Below are 16,534 nucleotides of genomic sequence, written 5' to 3'. Positions count from 1 at the left end.
TCAGGCTCTCTCTTCGGGAGTGGTGTCGAGGGCGTGGCCCACCAGGGCGAGCAGCGATTCGACCACCGTGTCGCGGCGCCGCGCGTCCATGATCACGACGGGTACGTGCGGTGGGACGCTGAGCGCCTCGCGCACGTCGTCGGGTTCGTACGACTGCGAGCCGTCGAAGTGGTTGACGGCGACGGCGTACGGGAGTCCGCAGGTCTCGAAGTAGTCGAGGGCCGGGAAGCAGTCGCGCAGTCGGCGGGTGTCGGCCAGGACCAGACCGCCGATGGCGCCGCGCACCAGGTCGTCCCACATGAACCAGAACCGCTCCTGGCCGGGGGTCCCGTACACGTAGAGGACGAGGTCGTCGTCGAGGGTGACGCGGCCGAAGTCCATGGCGACGGTGGTGGTGCTCTTGTCGGGGGTGCCGGACAGGTCGTCGGTCGGGACGCTCGCCTGGGTCATCACCGCTTCGGTACGCAGCGGGGTGATCTCGGAGACGGAGGAGACGAAGGTCGTCTTGCCGACGCCGAAGCCGCCGGCGACCAGCACCTTGACGGCGACGGGTGCGCGGGAGCGGTCGTACTGCCAGGGCTGGGCCGGCTCGTCGTCCGACTGCGGCAGGGACACCGGTGTGTCAGAGACGGCGAAGACCACTGAGCACCCTTTCCAGCAGCGCGCGTTCGGGACGGCCGCTGCCGTGGCCCGTCGCGTAGACGCGGATCCGGCCCTGGTCGGCGAGGTCGCTGACCAGGACGCGGACCACGCCGAGCGGAAGCTTCAGCAGGGCGGCTATCTCGGCGATCGTCCGCATGCGGCGGCAGACCTCGACGATGGCGGGCATCTCGGGCATGCGGTCGGGCTTCTGCGGCTCCGAGACCTTGGTGTCCAGGGCGGCGACGAACGTCTCGACGTGCAGGACCTGGGTGAAGCGGGTGCGGCCGCCCGTGAGGGAGTACGGGCGGACGCGGGCGGGGCGGCGGTCGGCGCCGCGTATCGGCAGCCGGTCGGAGGCCGTACTCCTCACGGGGTGTTCTCCATCGACTGGCGCAGCTCGCTGCGGACTTCGGGGGTCAGGACGTGGCCGGCGCGGCCGACGAACAAGGCCATGTGGTAAGCGACGACGCTCATGTCGCAGTCGGGGGTGGCGTGCACGCCCAGCAGCGAGCCGTCGCTGATGGCCATGACGAAGACGGAGCCGTGCTCCATCGCCACCATGGTCTGCTTGACCGATCCGGTCTCCATGAGGGCGGCCGCGCCGGTGGTGAGGCTGCCGAGGCCGGAGACGATGGTGGCCAGGTCGGCGGACGCGCCGCGCGGGCCCCGGGGCCTGGGCCGGTCGGCCGGTTCGGCCGTGCCCGCCACCGGGTCCGAGGACAGGAGCAGCAGCCCGTCCGAGGAGACGACGGCGACGGAGTTGACGCCGGGCACCTCCTCGACCAGGTCGGTCAGCAGCCACTGCAGGTTGCGGGCCTGGGTGCTCAGTCCGTACGTACTGGGCGCGGTCATGTGCGTGCCTCCTGTGCGGTGTCCCCCCGGTCGGTCTTGCTCTGGCCCGGCCGCTGCGTCCGCCCTTGGTCGAGGGCCTCGTCGAGCGCCTGGTCAGGGGCTCGGTCGGGCCCCTGCTCCTGGGCGAGTTCGGCGGCGACGACGCGCCGTCCGTCCTGGGCTCCCTGGTAGAAGCCTCCGAGTCGGCGCCGCAACTCCTCGGCGTCGACCTTGCGTGGCGGCTCGGGCGGTCCGTCGGCACGGGCCGCGCTCTTGGCGGGGACGGTGCGCGGGGTCCGCTTGGGCAGGCCCTTGTCGGTGACGGCGCCTTCGCCTTCGGCCCGGTCGGCCGGGTGGCTGCCCTGGCGGGGGAGCCAGTTGCCCTCGGCCGGGGCGTGGGTGTGCGGCTCCGTCTCCCGTTCGGCTTCCGGTACGTCGACCACGGGTGCGGCGGTGTGCGCCGCGCTCGGGATCTCCTCGGCGGGGTCCGTCACGCCGGGGGCGGCCGGCTGCGCGTCGGGGACGACCCGCGCGAGCAGCTGCTCCTCGGGGGTGGGCTCGGCGGCGCGGGGCGCGGCGACGAACACCTGCTCGGCGGGCGGCAGTCCGGCGGCGGCGGGCGCGCCCTGGAGCGGCTCCGCCTCGGCGGGCGCCGGTTCCGGGGCCGGGGCCGGCGTCGGCTCCGGGTTCGGCTCCGGGTCGGCCGGGGCTTCGGCGACGACGGCGGGGCCCGCCAGTGCTTCGGCCAGGGTGATCGGGACCGCCGCGACGGCGGGCCCGGGCTCCGGCTCGGGCGTGACGACGGGCTCCGGCTCCGGCTCGACGGCGGCCGGGACGAGCGGCTCCTCGGCGACGACCTCGGCAGCGGCCGCGCCCGTGGCCTGGGCCTCGACCTCCGCTTCGGTCCGCACGGCCGCTTCCACGGCCGCTTCCCCCGACGGCGCCTCGTCCGGGTCCGGAGCGGCATGTGCCCCGCGCCGTCGCGTCGGCAGGGTGTTCTCGTTCGCCTCCGCTATCACTCCGGGCAGCCGCAGCGCGGGCCCGCCCGGCATGGCCAGGGTGTGCACCGGGGAGACCATCGGGGTCGTGGGCAGCAGCGCCGCCGGGACGACCACCAGGGCCTCGGTCCCGCCGTGCTTCGGGGTGCGCAGCTCGGCGGTGACCCCGTGCCGGGCCGCGAGTCGCCCGGCCACGTACAGGCCGAGGCCGAGGCCGTGTTCCGCCTCGGTCTCCTCGTCGTAGGCATCGGGCGTGGACAGTCGGGCGTTCAGTGCTTGGAGGCGGTCCTCGGTGACGCCGATGCCCTCGTCCACGACGGACAGCACCACGTCACCGGTGCCCTGCAGCCAGCCGGACACCTTCACCTTGACCTCGGGCGGGGAGAAGGTGGTCGCGTTCTCCAGCAGCTCGGCCAGCACGTGCGAGATGTCGTCGGCGGCGTGTCCCGCGATCTGGGTGTACGAGGGCAGCGCGGCGAGGTCGACGCGCTCGTAGCGCTCGATCTCGCTGACGGCCGCCCGCATCACGTCGACCAGCGGCACCGGCATGCCCTGCCCGTGGCCGTGTTCCTGCCCGGCGAGGACCAGGAGGTTCTCGTTGTGGCGGCGCATCACGGTCGCCAGGTGGTCGAGCTTGAAGAGGGTCGCCAGCCGGTCGGGGTCCTGCTCCTTGGACTCCAGCTCCTCGATGACCGCGAGCTGGCGCTCCACCAGGCCCAGGGTCCGCAGCGACAGCGAGACGGAGGTGGTCGACATGATGCGCCGGTGCTCCTCCAGCCCCGCCCGCAGCTTCGTCAGTTCTTCCTCAAGCACGTCCCGGCCGGCGGCGAGGGCCTCGCTGCGGCCGATGATCCGGCGCCGGTCGGCGTCGAGCCCGGCGATCCGGGTGTGCAGGGAGACCGTCTGGTCGCGCACCGCGTTCAGGTGGCGCACGACCTCGGCGAACTCGTCGTTGCGGCCCGTGAACCGCACCGGTTCCACCGAGCCCTCCGGGGTGGCCAGCCGCTCCGCGCCGCGGCGCAGGACCGACAGCGGCCGGGTCAACGACCGCGCGACGGCGGTCGAGACGCCGACGACGAGCAGGAAGAGCACGCCCATCAGGGCGATCATGATTTCGAGCCGGGTCACGTCGTCGTCGCGCTGAGCGGCCAGGGCGGTGGCCCGTTCGCTCGCGAGGGTGGCTTCCACGGTGCGCATGCGGTCGATGCGGGCGGTCAGCGCGGTGCCGACGGTGGCCCCGTCGCTCTTGCGGTCGGCCGACGTCAGGGTGGGCCGGTCGGTGAGCCGCTTGAGGAAGTCGTCGGCCGTCTTGACCTCGGGGCCGGTGACGGTGGCGGCCAGGGTCTGGCGTACGTCGGGCCGCGCGGCCCGTGCGAAGTCGTCGAGGGCTGCCTGCTCCCGTACGCGCGCCCGCTGGGCGGCGGTGGTGAGTTCGTCGACCACGGCCGAGTTGGGGGCCTGGTCGCCGCGGGGGACGGCCAGCGCGGCGAGCAGCAGTCCACGGGTGGCGGAGGCCTGCTCCACGGCCTGGCCCAGCGGGGCCAGCGGCCGGGTGGTGGCCAGGGCGGCCTCGGCGCGCGGCGGGGTGAGCTCGGCGAGCCGGCGGCCCGGGGCGAGGAGCTCCGCGATGACGCCGGCGTAGGCCTGCTCGGCGGCGAGGGCGCTGCCCTTCCCGTCGACGGCCTCGGCGCGGACGGCCCGTACCCGGGCGAGGGCCCGGGCGGTCGCCTCGTCGGCCTCGGCCTGGACCTCGGCGAGCTGCCGGTCGGTCCCGGCGACGCGCTCCTGGACGGGCCCCTTGGCGGCGCCGGGCCGGCCCTTGGCGGCGTACTCGACGACCGCGTCGCGCTCGTCACCGAGAAGGTGCGCGAGGGTGAGGGTCTGTCGGGTCGAGTCCGCGAGGGTGACCAGGCGCTGTGAGTCGTTCAGTTCCCTCGACGCGGAGACGACGGCGGGCGCGCCTGCCGCGAGGACGGTGAGGCCGGCGACGGCTACGCCGACGACCAGCCTGCGGCGCACGCGGACGCGGCGTCCTGCGGGGGCCGGGCCGTCGGCGGCGGTGCCGTTCTTCCGAGACCGCTTCTTCTGCACCGGTGCTCGCAATCCTGTACGTGTGCTCTAGCTCGTCTACTCGTGTGGCCGAGGTAACGGCCGGTCAACAAGTAAACGCCCCCTGCCCCCTCGTACCGCCTCAGACCTTTGCAGCGTGCTGGGGAGAGAGCCGCACATCACCCAACCGGCCACTCGAACGAGTGAACATCACGGATGAGTTGCCGACCAACTCGGGCACCCCGTGCCGGAGCCTCGCCATGGACAGGTGGTTGAAAGATCGATACGGGCTTTGGCAGGATGCCCGCCCACACGACCGCCCCGGCCCCCGGGCTCCCGCCGACGGTCCCGGACGGTCGGCGCGCGGCGACCGTCGGGCACGCCCGATCCGGTACGGGCCTTCCCGCGTCCGCCCCCTCCCCCGCGACAGAATGCGGGGATGCGCATCGACCTCGCCTCGACCCCCGGCCACCAGGAACGCCCCAATGAGGACTGGGTGTCGGCCGCGGCCCCCGCTTCGGGGGGTGGCGTCCTGGTGGTCCTGGACGGGGTCACCCCGCCGCGCGGCGACGACGGATGCGTGCACGGAGTGCCCTGGTTCGTGGCCCGCCTCGGCGGCCGATTGACCGAACTGTCCGGATCGCGGCGGGACATGCCGCTCGATCAGGTTCTGACCGAGTCCGTCCGCGCCACGGCCGACGCCCACCGCGACACCTGTGACCTTTCTCACGTACGCACCCCGCAGGCGACGGTCGTCGTGGTCCGCTGGGACGGGCGGTACGTGGAACACCTCGTCCTCTCGGACTCCGTACTGCTCCTGCAGGCGCCCGACGGCGAGGTGACGGCCGTGCTCGACGACCGGCTGGACCGGATCCCACGGGAAGTGCTCGGCTCGGTGGCGGCCACGGACGCCCTGCGCAACGCCGAGGGCGGCTTCTTCACGGCGGCCGCCGACCCGGCGGTGGCGGCCCGGGCGCTGACCGGGCGCACCCCGCGCGAGCGGGTGCGGGCGGTGGCCGCGCTCACGGACGGGGCGAGCCGCTGGACGGACACGTTCGGGCAGGGCGATTGGGCCGACTGCCTGGCGGTGCTGCGCAAGGAAGGCGCGCAGGGCCTGATCGACCGGGTGCGCGCCGTGGAGTGCGATCCGGCCCGCCCGTCGGCCCGGCACAAGCGGCACGACGACGCCTCGGCGGTCTACGCGGAGCTCTGAGCGGGCCGGCGGGCCCGGCAGAGTTCCGCGGCGAAGCGCCCTACTCCCCGCCCGCGTTCAGCTGGTTCAGCAGCCGGGCCAGTTCGGCGACCTCGCCGCGGTCCCAGTCGGCGAGCTTGCGCATGTACTGCTCCCGCCGCGCCCCCCGGACCCGCAGGAACCGCTCCCGGCCCTCCTCCGTGAGGCCGACCAGGGAGGCCCGGCCGTCGGCGGGGTCCGGTTCGCGGGCCACCAGGCCGAGGACCTCCAGGGCCCGTAGCTGCCGGCTCATCGTGGCCTTGCCGACCCCGAAGTAGGCGGCGAGTTCGGTGGCCCGCTGCCGCCCGGCCGCTTCCAGGCGTACGAGGAGCCCGTACGCGGCCGGCTCCAGCTCGGGGTGGAGCTCGCGGGCCATCTCGCCCGAGGAGGCGCGGGCCCGTCGGAGGAAGACGGACAGCTCCCGCTCCAGGGCAAGGAACTCCTGGTCTTCACTCCCGTGCACGTCCCGCTCCTTCGATGGTGTTCGGCACCCCCGGTGGGTGCGGGGCCAGTATTTCGCAGCGGGTGTGCCGACGGCCCGGTACCCCGCCGGAGCGGGCCACCGGGCCGTGTGCGTGCGGGTGCGTGGATCAGGCCGCGGCGACGACCGGGGACTCCGCCCGGGCCAGGGCCAGTTCCAGCACCTGGCGCACGTCCGTCACCGGGTGCACCTCCAGCGTCTCCAGCACCTCCGCCGGGACGTCGTCCAGGTCGGCCTCGTTGCGCTTGGGGATGATGACGGTGGTCAGTCCGGCCCGGTGCGCGGCGAGCAGCTTCTGCTTCACCCCGCCGATGGGCAGGACCCGCCCGGTCAGCGAGACCTCGCCGGTCATGGCCACGTCCGTGCGCACCTGCCGTCCGGAGAGCAGCGAGGCGAGGGCGGTGGTCATGGTGATGCCCGCGCTCGGGCCGTCCTTGGGCACGGCGCCCGCCGGGAAGTGGATGTGCACGCCCCGGTCCTTCAGGTCGGCGACGGGGAGCTCCAGTTCCGCGCCGTGGGAGCGCAGGAAGCTCAGGGCGATCTGCGCCGACTCCTTCATGACGTCGCCGAGCTGGCCGGTGAGGGTGAGCCCGGCCGCGCCCGTCTCCGGGTCGGCCAGCGAGGCCTCCACGAACAGCACGTCGCCGCCCGCGCCGGTCACGGCGAGGCCGGTGGCGACGCCGGGGACGGCGGTGCGCCGTTCGGCCGGGTCCTGGGCGGACTCCGGTACGTGGTGGGGGCGCCCGATCAGGGCCCGTAGGTCGTCGGCGCCGATGTTCAGGGGCAGTTCCCGCTCCCCCAGCTCGTGCTGCGAGGCGACCTTGCGCAGCAGGCGGGCGAGGGACCGCTCCAGGGTGCGGACGCCCGCCTCACGGGTGTACTCCCCGGCCAGCTTGCGCAGGGCGTCCTCCGCGAGGACCACCTCGTCGGAGCCGAGCCCGGCGCGCTCCAGTTGGCGCGGGAGCAGGTGGTCGCGGGCGATGACGACCTTCTCGTCCTCGGTGTACCCGTCGAGCCGGACGAGCTCCATGCGGTCGGCGAGGGCCTCGGGGATGGCTTCCAGGACGTTGGCGGTGGCCAGGAAGACGACATCGCTGAGGTCCAGTTCCACCTCCAGGTAGTGGTCGCGGAAGGTGTGGTTCTGCGCCGGGTCGAGGACCTCCAGCAGGGCGGCCGCCGGGTCGCCGCGGAAGTCGGAGCCCACCTTGTCGATCTCGTCGAGGAGCACCACCGGGTTCATCGACCCGGCCTCCTTGATCGCCCGGACGATCCGGCCGGGCAGGGCGCCGACGTAGGTCCGGCGGTGGCCGCGGATCTCGGCCTCGTCGCGGACGCCGCCGAGGGCGACCCGGACGAACTTGCGGCCCATGGCGTGGGCGACGGACTCCCCCAGCGAGGTCTTTCCGACGCCCGGAGGCCCTACGAGGGCCAGCACGGCGCCGCCGCGGCGGCCGCCGATGACGCCCATGCCGCGCTCGCCGCGCCGCTTGCGGACGGCGAGGTACTCGGTGATGCGGTCCTTCACGTCGCTGAGGCCCGCGTGCTCGGCGTCCAGGACGGCCCGGGCGCCCCGGATGTCGTACTCGTCCTCGGTGCGCTCGTTCCAGGGCAGTTCCAGCACGGTGTCCAGCCAGGTGCGGATCCAGGACCCCTCCGGGCTCTGGTCGCTGGACCGCTCCAGCTTCTCGACCTCCTTGAGGGCGGCCTCCCGTACCTTCTCGGGGAGGTCGGCGGCCAGGGCGCGGGCGCGGTAGTCGTCGGACTCCTCGCCGTCCTTCTCGCCGTTCAGCTCGCGCAGTTCCTTGCGTACGGCTTCCAGCTGACGCCGGAGCAGGAACTCGCGCTGCTGCTTGTCGACGCCGTCCTGGACGTCCTTGGCGATGGACTCGGCGACGTCCTGCTCGGCGAGGTGGTCGCTGAGCGCCTTGACGGCGAGCTTCAGGCGGGCGACCGGGTCGGCGGTCTCCAGCAGTTCGACCTTCTGCTCGACCGTCAGGAAGGGTGAGTAGCCTGAGTTGTCGGCGAGCGCGGACACGCCTTCGATCTGCTGGACCCGGTCCACGACCTGCCAGGCGCCGCGCTTCTTGAGCCAGCTGGTGGCGAGTGCCTTGTACTCCTTGACGAGCTCGGTGACCACCCCGGGCAGCGGATCGGGCACCGCCTCGTCGACGGTCTCGCCCTCCACCCAGAGGGCGGCCCCGGGGCCGGTGGTCCCGGCCCCGATGCGGACCCGGCCGAGGCCGCGGATGAGCGCTCCGGGGTCCCCGCCGGAGAGCCGGCCGACCTGCTCGACGGTGCCGAGCACACCGGTCCCGGCGTACGTGCCGTCGATGCGCGGCACGAGCAGGACCCGGGGCTTCCCGCTGCCGCTCTTGCCGGCGGCGGCCTGCGCCGCCTCCACGGCGGCGCGCACCTCGGCGTCGGACAGGTCCAGCGGAACGACCATTCCGGGCAGCACGACCTCGTCGTCGAGCGGCAGCACGGGCAGGGTGAGTGTGACGGACGTCGAAGCCATGATCTTCCCTCCGGCAGTGAAGTTGAGCTATGCCGACTCAATGCATGTGCGCCTCCTGATGTTCCCCAAGGACCGTTCGCCCGGGGCGAACGCGTCAGAGTGCGGAGACGCGGATGTCTCCGGAGCTGGTCTTCACCGAGATGTGGGAGGGGGCGGAGGGGTCGTCGGGAAGGGTGATGTCGCGGTCGCCGGAGTCGGTGGAGACCTTGGTCCGGTACGGCCCCTGGGGGGCCTTCACGGTGACGTCGCCCGAGGAGGCCTCGACGAGCACCGACGACGGGGCCTTCGCGAAGTCCAGCTCGGTGTTGCCCGAGGTGGAGCGGATCTCGGCGCTCGGGCCGGTCAGCCCGGTGGCGGTGATGTCGCCGGAGGAGCTACGGACCTTCAGCGGGCCGCCGATCCGCTCGGCCGTGACCTCGCCGGAGTCGGCCTCCACCTCGGCCCCCGCCACGCCCGTCACCGTGATGTCGCCGCTGGAGCTCGCCAGGTCGACCGTGGCCGTGGCCGGGACCTCCAGCCGGTAGTCGACGCGGCATTCCCCGGAGCAGTTCTTGCTGAAGGTCAGGACGCCGCCGGTGACCTGCTGGCCGGTCTCCGGGACGGTGTCCCCGCGGTAGCGGACGGTGCGGTGGATCGTGACCCCGGGGCCGGTCCCGGGGGTGACGGCGATCGAGCCGGACCGGACGCCCGTCAGCTTCACCGCCGTGACCGCCTCGGTGACCGTGGCATCGGCGGTCGCCGTCTTGTAGGCGCCGTCCACGACGCTGCCCGAGAAGGAGCAACCGGCCAGGAGGACGCCGGCGCCGAGGGCGACGATCGCGGTGCGGGCCGTGCGGGCGGAGACGGTGTGAGTGGTCATGGCCCGAGTCTGGCCCGGGAGTGCGCCCCGGGCCGATGGTGCACGTACCCGAACCTCAGGTGGGGCTAACCCCCGTACCCCGCTCCACTGCGCTACAGGTCGGTGGTCACGGGGAGTTCCGAGGGCATGCCCCACTCGCTCCAGGAGCCGTCGTACACCGCGATCTCCTCGTACCCGGCGAGTTCGGCGCCGAGGGCCAGGACGCAGGCGGTCACCCCGGAGCCACAGCTGAGGTAGAGCCGCTCCCGTTCCCGTTCCCCACCCGGTTCCCGTTCCCCCGTCAGCGCCCGGAAGGTCGCGCGCAGTTCCCCGGCGGGCCGCATCAGCCCGTCCCGGTCCTGGAGTTCGGCGAAGGGCAGGTTGAGCGCGCCCGGCATGTGGCCGCCGCGCAGGCCCGGTCGGGGTTCGGGGGCGGTGCCGGCGAAGCGTTCGCGGGTGCGGGCGTCGAGGACGGTCGCGGCCGGGTCGGTCAGGGCCCGCGCGACGGTGGCGCTGTCGACCAGCAGCCCGGCCCGGGGCCGGGCCGTGAAGGAGCCGCGCGGTCCCCCGTACGTGGGGGCGGCGGCTTCGACGGGCAGTCCGGCGGCGCTCCAGGCCGGCAGTCCCCCGTCGAGGACGGCGGCCCGGTCGAAGCCCATGGCGCGCAGCATCCACCAGGCGCGGGCGCTGGAGTAGATGCCGGCCCCGTCGTAGACGACGACGGTGTCGCGGTCCTCGACGCCGAGGGCGCGCATCGCCTCGGTGAACTCCGGGGCCCCGGGCATGGTGTGCGGGGCGGGCGCGGTGTGGTCGGACAGGTCCCCGTCGAGGTCGAAGGGGCGGGCTCCCGGGATCCGGTGGGCCGCGGCGCGGTGGGCGCCGACGGAGGCGTCGAAGAGGACCAGGCCGGGCGCGCCCAGCCGGCGGGCGAGCCAGTCGACCCCGACGAGCGGTCCGGGCAGGGCTTCGGCTTCGAGCGGCGCGTTCTGCGGTGTGGTCATGCGGGTGGCACCTCCGGCTGGACGACACGGGTGACCCCATCCTCCGACGCACCCCGCGGCGGCTCACGGGGCGGGGTCGGACAGGGTCGCGGCGGGGGCGGCCCACGGGCCCGAGCCCGCACCCCGGCGAACGGGGGCGGCACCCTCCCCGGCCACCGGCCGACGGGCCGGGCTCGCCTTGGCCGGCCCGCGGCCCGGGCCGACCCCCGGACCCACAGTCCGGTGCGACCCCCGGACGGGGGCGTCGGCGCGGTGTGCGTGAGGCTGGGCAGTGCTCGGGCCGGTGGGTCGCGGTGGGGTCAGTCGCAGGTGCCGGGGCGGGCGTAGACCGCCACCCGGGCGCCGCGCACCCCGGTCACCGAGCACAGGTCGAAGCCGGCGGCCAGCTCGGCCCGCTTGGCCGCCTCCCTCGGGTACGGGTCCAGCGGCTGGTCCGCCGGGTCCAGCAGGGCGATCACCCGGGGCGAAGCCAGCAGCGCCGCGCGGATCCGGTCCGGGGGCAGCTCGGTGCCCTGGAGGCTGTGCGAGGCCGCCGGGGAGCGGTCCAGGGCCACGTCGCGCAGCTCCCCGTACAGCTCGGGCGAGGACAGCAGCCACTCGCGCCGGCGGGAGGGCATGAACACCACCGCGTCTCCGGGCCGGGCCCGGTCCCGGACCGTGGCGGCCACCGCGAGCACGTCGTCCTTGCGGCTCTCCGGCGTACGCAGCCACACCGACCAGACGCCGAAGGGCACCAGGAGCACGGCAACCGGCAGCCACGGCCACCACCCACGGGCCCGCGCGAGCCGGACCCCGACCAACAGGGCGAGCCCGGCCAGCGCGTAGATCACGTACCGGTCGACGTACCAGGGGTTGACCAGGGAGATCACCATCAGCACCCCGGGCGGCAGCAGGACGAGCGGGAGCGCCACCCGTACGAGGTCGTCCGGAGCCCCCCGCGCGAGCAGCAGGGCTGCGGCGCCCACCACCCCGTACGCCGCCCAGTCCTGCCAGCTCGGCCGCCCGAGCCAGCCCAGCTGCTGCTCGGCCTGCCGGGCGCTCACCACGGCCAGCGGCAGCAGCAGGGCCGCCACGACCGCGACGCTCCGCCGCCAGCCGGGCGATCGCCCCGCGGTGAAGGCATGGGCGAGCAGGGCCAGCGCGGCGAACTCGTGCAACCAGCAGCCGAACAGCAGCACCACCGTGTAGGCCGGCCACCGCTCGCGCAGCATCAGGTACGTCGCCCACACCACGGCGGCGGCGACCAGGGCGTAGGAGCGCCCCTCCTGGGCGTACATCTGCACGGGCGGCAGTACGGCGTACACGCAGCCCGCGAGCAGTGCCTCCCGATCCCCCGCGAGCCGATGGGCGACGGCGGCCACGCCGGCGGCCGCGAGGGCGGTGGCGGCGACGGAGGGCAGTCGCAGCGCCCACAGGCCGCCGTCCCACACCTGGAACAGCCCGTGCAGGAGCAGGTAGTGCAGGCCGTGGACGGCGTCGACCCGACCGAGCAGCTCCACGATCTGGTCGAGCGGCCGGTGGGCCACCTGCCAGGTGACGGACTCGTCGCGCCACATGCTGCCGCCGCGCTCCAGGCCCCACAGGCCGAGGACCACGGCCATCAGCGGCGGGAGCAGGCGCCAGGGGGCGATCCGGCTGATGTCGGCCTCCGCGTGCGGTCGGGACGGGTGTGGCAACGGGTGTCGGAACGGCGGTGCGGACTCCATACTCGGGGGTGGACCGGACTTCCTGCGGAGGTGGGTGTGCACGCGTTACGAGCGGCCGCGGTGGCGGTGCTGAGCACGGTGGTCCTGGCGGGCTGCGGGCCCTCGGGTCCCGCGGGAGGCGACGACGCGCCGCCGAAAGCCTCCCCGGAGCCGGGCACGAGCGCGAGCGCGTCCGCGGATCCCGGCCCGGGCGCGAGCACCGGCCCCGGTACGAGCACCGGCCCCGGTACGAGCACGGGCGCGCCGGCCGACCCGAGCACGAGCCCCACGGCCGGCCGGGTCCCCGCCCCCGGCGAGACCCTGGTCCGGGTCACCCGGACCGGCGGCTTCGCCGGGCAGACCCACACGCTCGTCGTCAAGGGCGACGGCTCCTGGACCCGGCTGGACGTGCAGGCGCGGCCGACGGGCACCGGAAAGATGTCCGCGGCGGAGCTCGCGGGCCTGCGTACCGCCCTGCGGGAGGCCGACTTCGCCCGGCTGCCCCGGACCGTGACGGGCGGGCCCACGATCTACGACGGGTTCTCCTACGCCTTCGTGCACGACGGCCACGAGGTGGCCGCCGACCAGGGGTCCTTGCCCGAGGCGCTGACGAAGGTGCTGGCCGCGCTGCCGCCGTTCACCGGCGGTGCGGCGACCCCTTAGGCCCTGTCGTCCCCGGCCCTGTCGTCGAAGCCCCGCCGGGCCCGCGACGCCCGACAAGATCCGGAAGGACGGCCTGGCGGGTGGCCGCGATGTCCCGCAGCAGCCGGTCCAGGAATCCGCGCAGCCGGGCCGGCATGTCCACGCTGTCGGGCGTGAGCACCCACTGGATCTGCAGGCCGTCCATGACGGCGAGGATCTCCCGGCCGACCGCCTCGCAGTCGGTGTCCGGGCGCAGTTCGCCGCGTGCGACGCCCGCCTCCAGCAGGTCGACGGTGTAGCCGAGCACCCGGGCGTAGCGCCGGCTGAAGTATGCGTGCGCCGGGTGCTCCGGGTTGCCGGACTCGCCGACCAGGGTGTTGAACATCCGGACGATGCCCGGGCGCCGTTCGTTGTCGGCGGCGAGTTCCACGACGGTGGCGAAGTGGGCGGCGACCGACTCGGCGGGCTCGCCGAAGAGCCGCTCCACGTCGTGCCGTTCGCTCTGTGCGAGGACCGACAGCAGTAGGTCCTCCTTGCCCCGGAAGTGGTGCAGCAGTCCGCCCTGGGTGATCCCGCAGTCGGCGGCGATGCGGGCGAGCGAGGACGCGTTGAAGCCCCACTGCGCGAAGTGCTCGACGGCGGTGTCGAGGATCTTCTGCCGCCGGGCGTCGCCGACGGCGTAGGTCCCTCGGGCCGCGCCCTTCGAGGCCTTGCGCTCCGTCCGCCCCGTGTCCTGTGCCATGCCGACACCTTAAGCGGGGGCCCTTTCGAGCCACCCGACCCCTGTGACCCGGGTCACTTTTCAAAAACCTAGCGAGTGCTAGGTTTTCGACTCTACCGTGGCCGAGCCGATCCGCCCGGTCACGTGCTCCAGGAGCCCCGCCATGAACGCGACGCCCGATTACCAAGACGCTGCGCTGCCCGTCGAGCGCCGCGTGGAGGACCTGCTCTCCCGGATGACCCTGGAGGAGAAGGCCGGTCAGCTCTTCCACTCGATGCTGATGATGAACGCGGACGGCACCCCGGTCACCGAGACCGACGGCTCGATGCTCCCCTTCACCACGCCGGAGCTGATCGAGGACCGCTTCCTCACCCACTTCAACCTGCTCGGCACCTACGGGCCCCACGAGATGGCCCGGTGGCAGAACTCCGTCCAGGAGATGGCCGCGGCCACCCGGCTCGGCATCCCGGTCACCCTCTCCACCGACCCGCGGCACACCTTCACCGACAACGTCGGCGCCTCCTTCAACTCCGGCGCCTTCTCCGCCTGGCCGGAGGCCCTGGGCCTGGCCGCGATCGGCGATCCGGCGCTGGTCCGGCGCTTCGCGGACACCGTCCGCCGCGAGTACCTCGCCGTCGGCTTCCGCGTCGCCCTGCATCCCCAGATCGACCTGGCCAGCGAACCCCGCTGGGCCCGCCAGTCCGGCACCTTCGGCTCCGACGCACGACTGACGGCCGAGCTGGTGGCGGCGTACGTACGCGGCCTGCAGGGCGCGACCCTCGGACCCGGATCGGTGTCCGCGATGGTCAAGCACTTCCCCGGCGGCGGCCCGCAGAAGGACGGCGAGGACCCGCACTTCGCGCACGGCAAGGAGCAGGTCTATCCGGGCGGCATGCGCGAGCACCACCTGGAGCCGTTCAGGGCGGCGATAGCCGCCGGGTGCGCGCAGATGATGCCGTACTACGGGCAGCCGATGGGCACCGACTGGGAGGAGGTCGGCTTCGGCTTCAACAAGGGCGTGGTCACCGGCCTGCTCCGGGAGGAGCTCGGCTTCCGGGGCATCGTCTGCAGCGACTGGGGGCTGCTGAACGACGCGACGATCTTCGGGCAGGTGCACCCGGCGCGCGCCTGGGGCCTGGAGCACCTGAGCGTGGCCGAGCGGGCGGCCCGCGCCCTGGAGGCCGGCTGCGACCAGTTCGGCGGCGAGCAGTGCCCCGAGGTCGTGGTGGAGCTGGTCCGCTCGGGCCGCGTCGCCGAGTCCCGGATCGACGACTCGGTACGCCGCCTGCTGCGGGAGAAGTTCACGCTCGGCCTGTTCGAAGACCCGTACGTGGACCCGGACGCGGCGGCCGAGATCGTCGGCCGGTCCGACTTCACGGCCCTGGGGGCCGCGGCCCAGCGCCGCTCCCTCACCGTCCTGACCAATCCGGACGGCCTGCTCCCGCTCGCCACGGGCCCGAAGCTGTACGTGCGGAACGTCGACGCGACCGTGGCCGCCGGGTACGGCGAGGTCGTCGCCGACCCGGGCGCGGCGGATCTGGCCGTGCTGCGGCTGCGGACCCCGTTCGAGCCGCGCGAGAACATCTTCGAGTCGTACTTCCACTCGGGTTCGCTGGCCTTCCCCGAGCCCGAGCTGGCGGAGATCCTGGCCCTCCTGGACCAGGTCCCGACCCTGGTCTGCATCAACCTGGAGCGGGCCGCCGTCATCCCGGAGATCGCCGAGCGCGCGGCGGCCCTGATCGCCGACTACGGGGCCGGCGACGCCGCCCTCCTGGACGTGGCCTTCGGCCGCGCCACGCCCGAGGGCCGGCTCCCCTTCGAGCTCCCGCGCTCGATGAAGGCCGTCGAGGCCTCCCGTCCGGATGTGCCGAACGACACGCTCGACCCGGTCTTCCCGCACGGTCACGGGCTGACCCTGTAGGTGCTCCCGGGCACCCCCCGAACGCCCCTCGGAGGGCAGCAACGGCGAGGCACCTGACCGGTCTCGCCCGTCGGGTGTCGGTCCCGTGGGGGGACCGGCACCCGGTACGTCACATTCCGTTTACTGTGGTCAAGCACATATGCCATGTCCGAACCCCACGTAGCCGCAGGCCGACGCCTCCTCTACGCTGCACCCCATTCACGCGGGATCTTCAGGGGCGGACATGGAACAGACACACACCACCCATCAGGGCGCCGCGGCGACACCCGGCGCCCAGCGGCGTGTGCTGGTCGTCGAGGACGACCACACCATCGCCGAGGCCATCGCGGCCCGCCTGCGCGCCGAGGGCTTCCAGGTGCAGACCGCCGGCGACGGCCCCTCGGCCGTCACGGCGGCCGAGAGCTGGCTGCCCGAGCTGCTGGTCCTCGACATCATGCTGCCGGGCTTCGACGGTCTGGAGGTCTGCCGCCGGGTCCAGGCCCAGCGGCCCGTGCCGGTCCTCATGCTCACCGCCCGCGACGACGAGACCGACCTGCTGGTCGGGCTCGGGGTCGGCGCGGACGACTACATGACCAAGCCGTTCTCGATGCGCGAGCTGGCCGCCCGGGTGCACGTACTGCTGCGGCGCGTGGAGCGGGCCACCATGGCCGCGCACACCCCGCGCGGCGCCACCCTGCGACTGGGCGATCTGGAGATCGACCACGCGCAGCGCCGGGTCCGGGTGCACACCGAGGACGTGCACCTGACCCCGACCGAGTTCGACCTGCTGGTGTGCCTGGCCGGCACCCCGCGGGCGGTGCTCTCCCGCGAGCAGCTGCTGGCCGAGGTGTGGGACTGGGCCGACGCGTCCGGGACCCGTACCGTCGACAGCCACATCAAGGCCCTGCGGCGCAAGATCGGCGCGGAGCGGATCCGTACGGTCCACGGCGTCGGGTACGCCCTGGAGACCCCGGCCCAGCCGTGAGCGGCCAGCCGAACC

At 74.0% G+C, this 16,534-nt stretch carries 14 protein-coding genes; 4 read left to right on the top strand and 10 right to left on the bottom strand.

Annotation, left to right across the window (positions count from 1 at the left end; translation table 11 throughout):
• The 4 genes from BCL76_RS23305 to BCL76_RS23290 are packed head-to-tail and all read right to left on the bottom strand — an operon-like array spanning position 1 to position 4,562.
• Positions 1 to 642 carry a GTP-binding protein gene (locus BCL76_RS23305; RefSeq protein WP_109781349.1) on the bottom strand — a complete coding sequence of 214 codons (642 nt, stop codon included), beginning with the start codon at positions 640 to 642 and terminating at the stop codon, positions 1 to 3.
• A complete protein-coding gene (locus tag BCL76_RS23300; protein ID WP_109781348.1) occupies positions 623 to 1,012 on the bottom strand; it encodes a DUF742 domain-containing protein in 390 nt (129 codons plus the stop codon). The genes BCL76_RS23305 and BCL76_RS23300 overlap by 20 nt, the downstream gene beginning before the upstream one ends.
• Positions 1,009 to 1,494, bottom strand: coding sequence for a roadblock/LC7 domain-containing protein (locus BCL76_RS23295; RefSeq protein WP_109781347.1), 486 nt, complete (start codon positions 1,492 to 1,494; stop codon positions 1,009 to 1,011). Before BCL76_RS23295 ends, BCL76_RS23300 begins: the two co-directional genes overlap by 4 nt.
• A complete protein-coding gene (locus BCL76_RS23290; protein ID WP_109781346.1) occupies positions 1,491 to 4,562 on the bottom strand; it encodes a sensor histidine kinase in 3,072 nt (1,023 codons plus the stop codon). The genes BCL76_RS23295 and BCL76_RS23290 overlap by 4 nt, the downstream gene beginning before the upstream one ends.
• Before the next feature lie 397 nt (positions 4,563 to 4,959).
• Here BCL76_RS23290 and BCL76_RS23285 point away from each other — a divergent pair, with 397 nt between their 5' ends.
• Positions 4,960 to 5,733, top strand: a complete 774-nt coding sequence (locus BCL76_RS23285; RefSeq protein ID WP_109781345.1) for a protein phosphatase 2C domain-containing protein — start codon at positions 4,960 to 4,962, stop codon at positions 5,731 to 5,733.
• A 40-nt stretch (positions 5,734 to 5,773) separates the two neighbouring features.
• Here the strand turns inward: BCL76_RS23285 and BCL76_RS23280 are convergent, their stop codons facing one another.
• The 5 genes from BCL76_RS23280 to BCL76_RS23260 form a co-directional block, all read right to left on the bottom strand.
• Positions 5,774 to 6,214 (bottom strand): MarR family winged helix-turn-helix transcriptional regulator, encoded by a 441-nt coding sequence (locus BCL76_RS23280; protein WP_033218751.1) that lies wholly within the window; start codon positions 6,212 to 6,214, stop codon positions 5,774 to 5,776.
• Between the two features lie 127 nt (positions 6,215 to 6,341).
• Entirely contained in the window at positions 6,342 to 8,747 is a 2,406-nt protein-coding gene (lon, locus tag BCL76_RS23275) for an endopeptidase La (RefSeq protein WP_109781344.1), read from the bottom strand.
• A gap of 94 nt (positions 8,748 to 8,841) precedes the next feature.
• A complete protein-coding gene (locus BCL76_RS23270) occupies positions 8,842 to 9,606 on the bottom strand; it encodes a DUF4097 family beta strand repeat-containing protein (RefSeq protein ID WP_109781343.1) in 765 nt (254 codons plus the stop codon).
• A 92-nt stretch (positions 9,607 to 9,698) separates the two neighbouring features.
• Positions 9,699 to 10,586 carry a sulfurtransferase gene (locus tag BCL76_RS23265; RefSeq protein WP_109781342.1) on the bottom strand — a complete coding sequence of 296 codons (888 nt, stop codon included), beginning with the start codon at positions 10,584 to 10,586 and terminating at the stop codon, positions 9,699 to 9,701.
• 299 nt (positions 10,587 to 10,885) lie between these two features.
• Positions 10,886 to 12,262 (bottom strand): glycosyltransferase family 39 protein, encoded by a 1,377-nt coding sequence (locus tag BCL76_RS23260; protein ID WP_258309852.1) that lies wholly within the window; start codon positions 12,260 to 12,262, stop codon positions 10,886 to 10,888.
• Between the two features lie 66 nt (positions 12,263 to 12,328).
• On the opposite strand from BCL76_RS23260, the gene BCL76_RS23255 reads away from it, so the two are divergent.
• Positions 12,329 to 12,934 carry a hypothetical protein gene (locus BCL76_RS23255; RefSeq protein WP_146228414.1) on the top strand — a complete coding sequence of 202 codons (606 nt, stop codon included), beginning with the start codon at positions 12,329 to 12,331 and terminating at the stop codon, positions 12,932 to 12,934.
• Here BCL76_RS23255 and BCL76_RS23250 read toward each other — a convergent pair.
• A complete protein-coding gene (locus tag BCL76_RS23250) occupies positions 12,909 to 13,655 on the bottom strand; it encodes a TetR/AcrR family transcriptional regulator (RefSeq protein WP_109781340.1) in 747 nt (248 codons plus the stop codon). The two genes, BCL76_RS23255 and BCL76_RS23250, sit on opposite strands and share 26 nt — an antisense overlap.
• Positions 13,656 to 13,797: 142 nt before the next feature.
• On the opposite strand from BCL76_RS23250, the gene BCL76_RS23245 reads away from it, so the two are divergent.
• A complete protein-coding gene (locus tag BCL76_RS23245) occupies positions 13,798 to 15,555 on the top strand; it encodes a glycoside hydrolase family 3 protein (protein WP_109781339.1) in 1,758 nt (585 codons plus the stop codon).
• Positions 15,556 to 15,778: 223 nt separating this feature from the next.
• Positions 15,779 to 16,519, top strand: coding sequence for a response regulator transcription factor (locus BCL76_RS23240; protein ID WP_030772571.1), 741 nt, complete (start codon positions 15,779 to 15,781; stop codon positions 16,517 to 16,519).
• The last annotated feature ends 15 nt before the right edge of the window (positions 16,520 to 16,534 follow it).

This window comes from Streptomyces sp. CG 926 (assembly GCF_003148825.1).
In the GTDB taxonomy this organism is placed as follows: Bacteria; Actinomycetota; Actinomycetes; order Streptomycetales; family Streptomycetaceae; genus Streptomyces.
The sequence above is the reverse complement of the archived record's forward strand: the minus strand, read 5'-3'. Positions and strand labels throughout refer to the sequence as shown.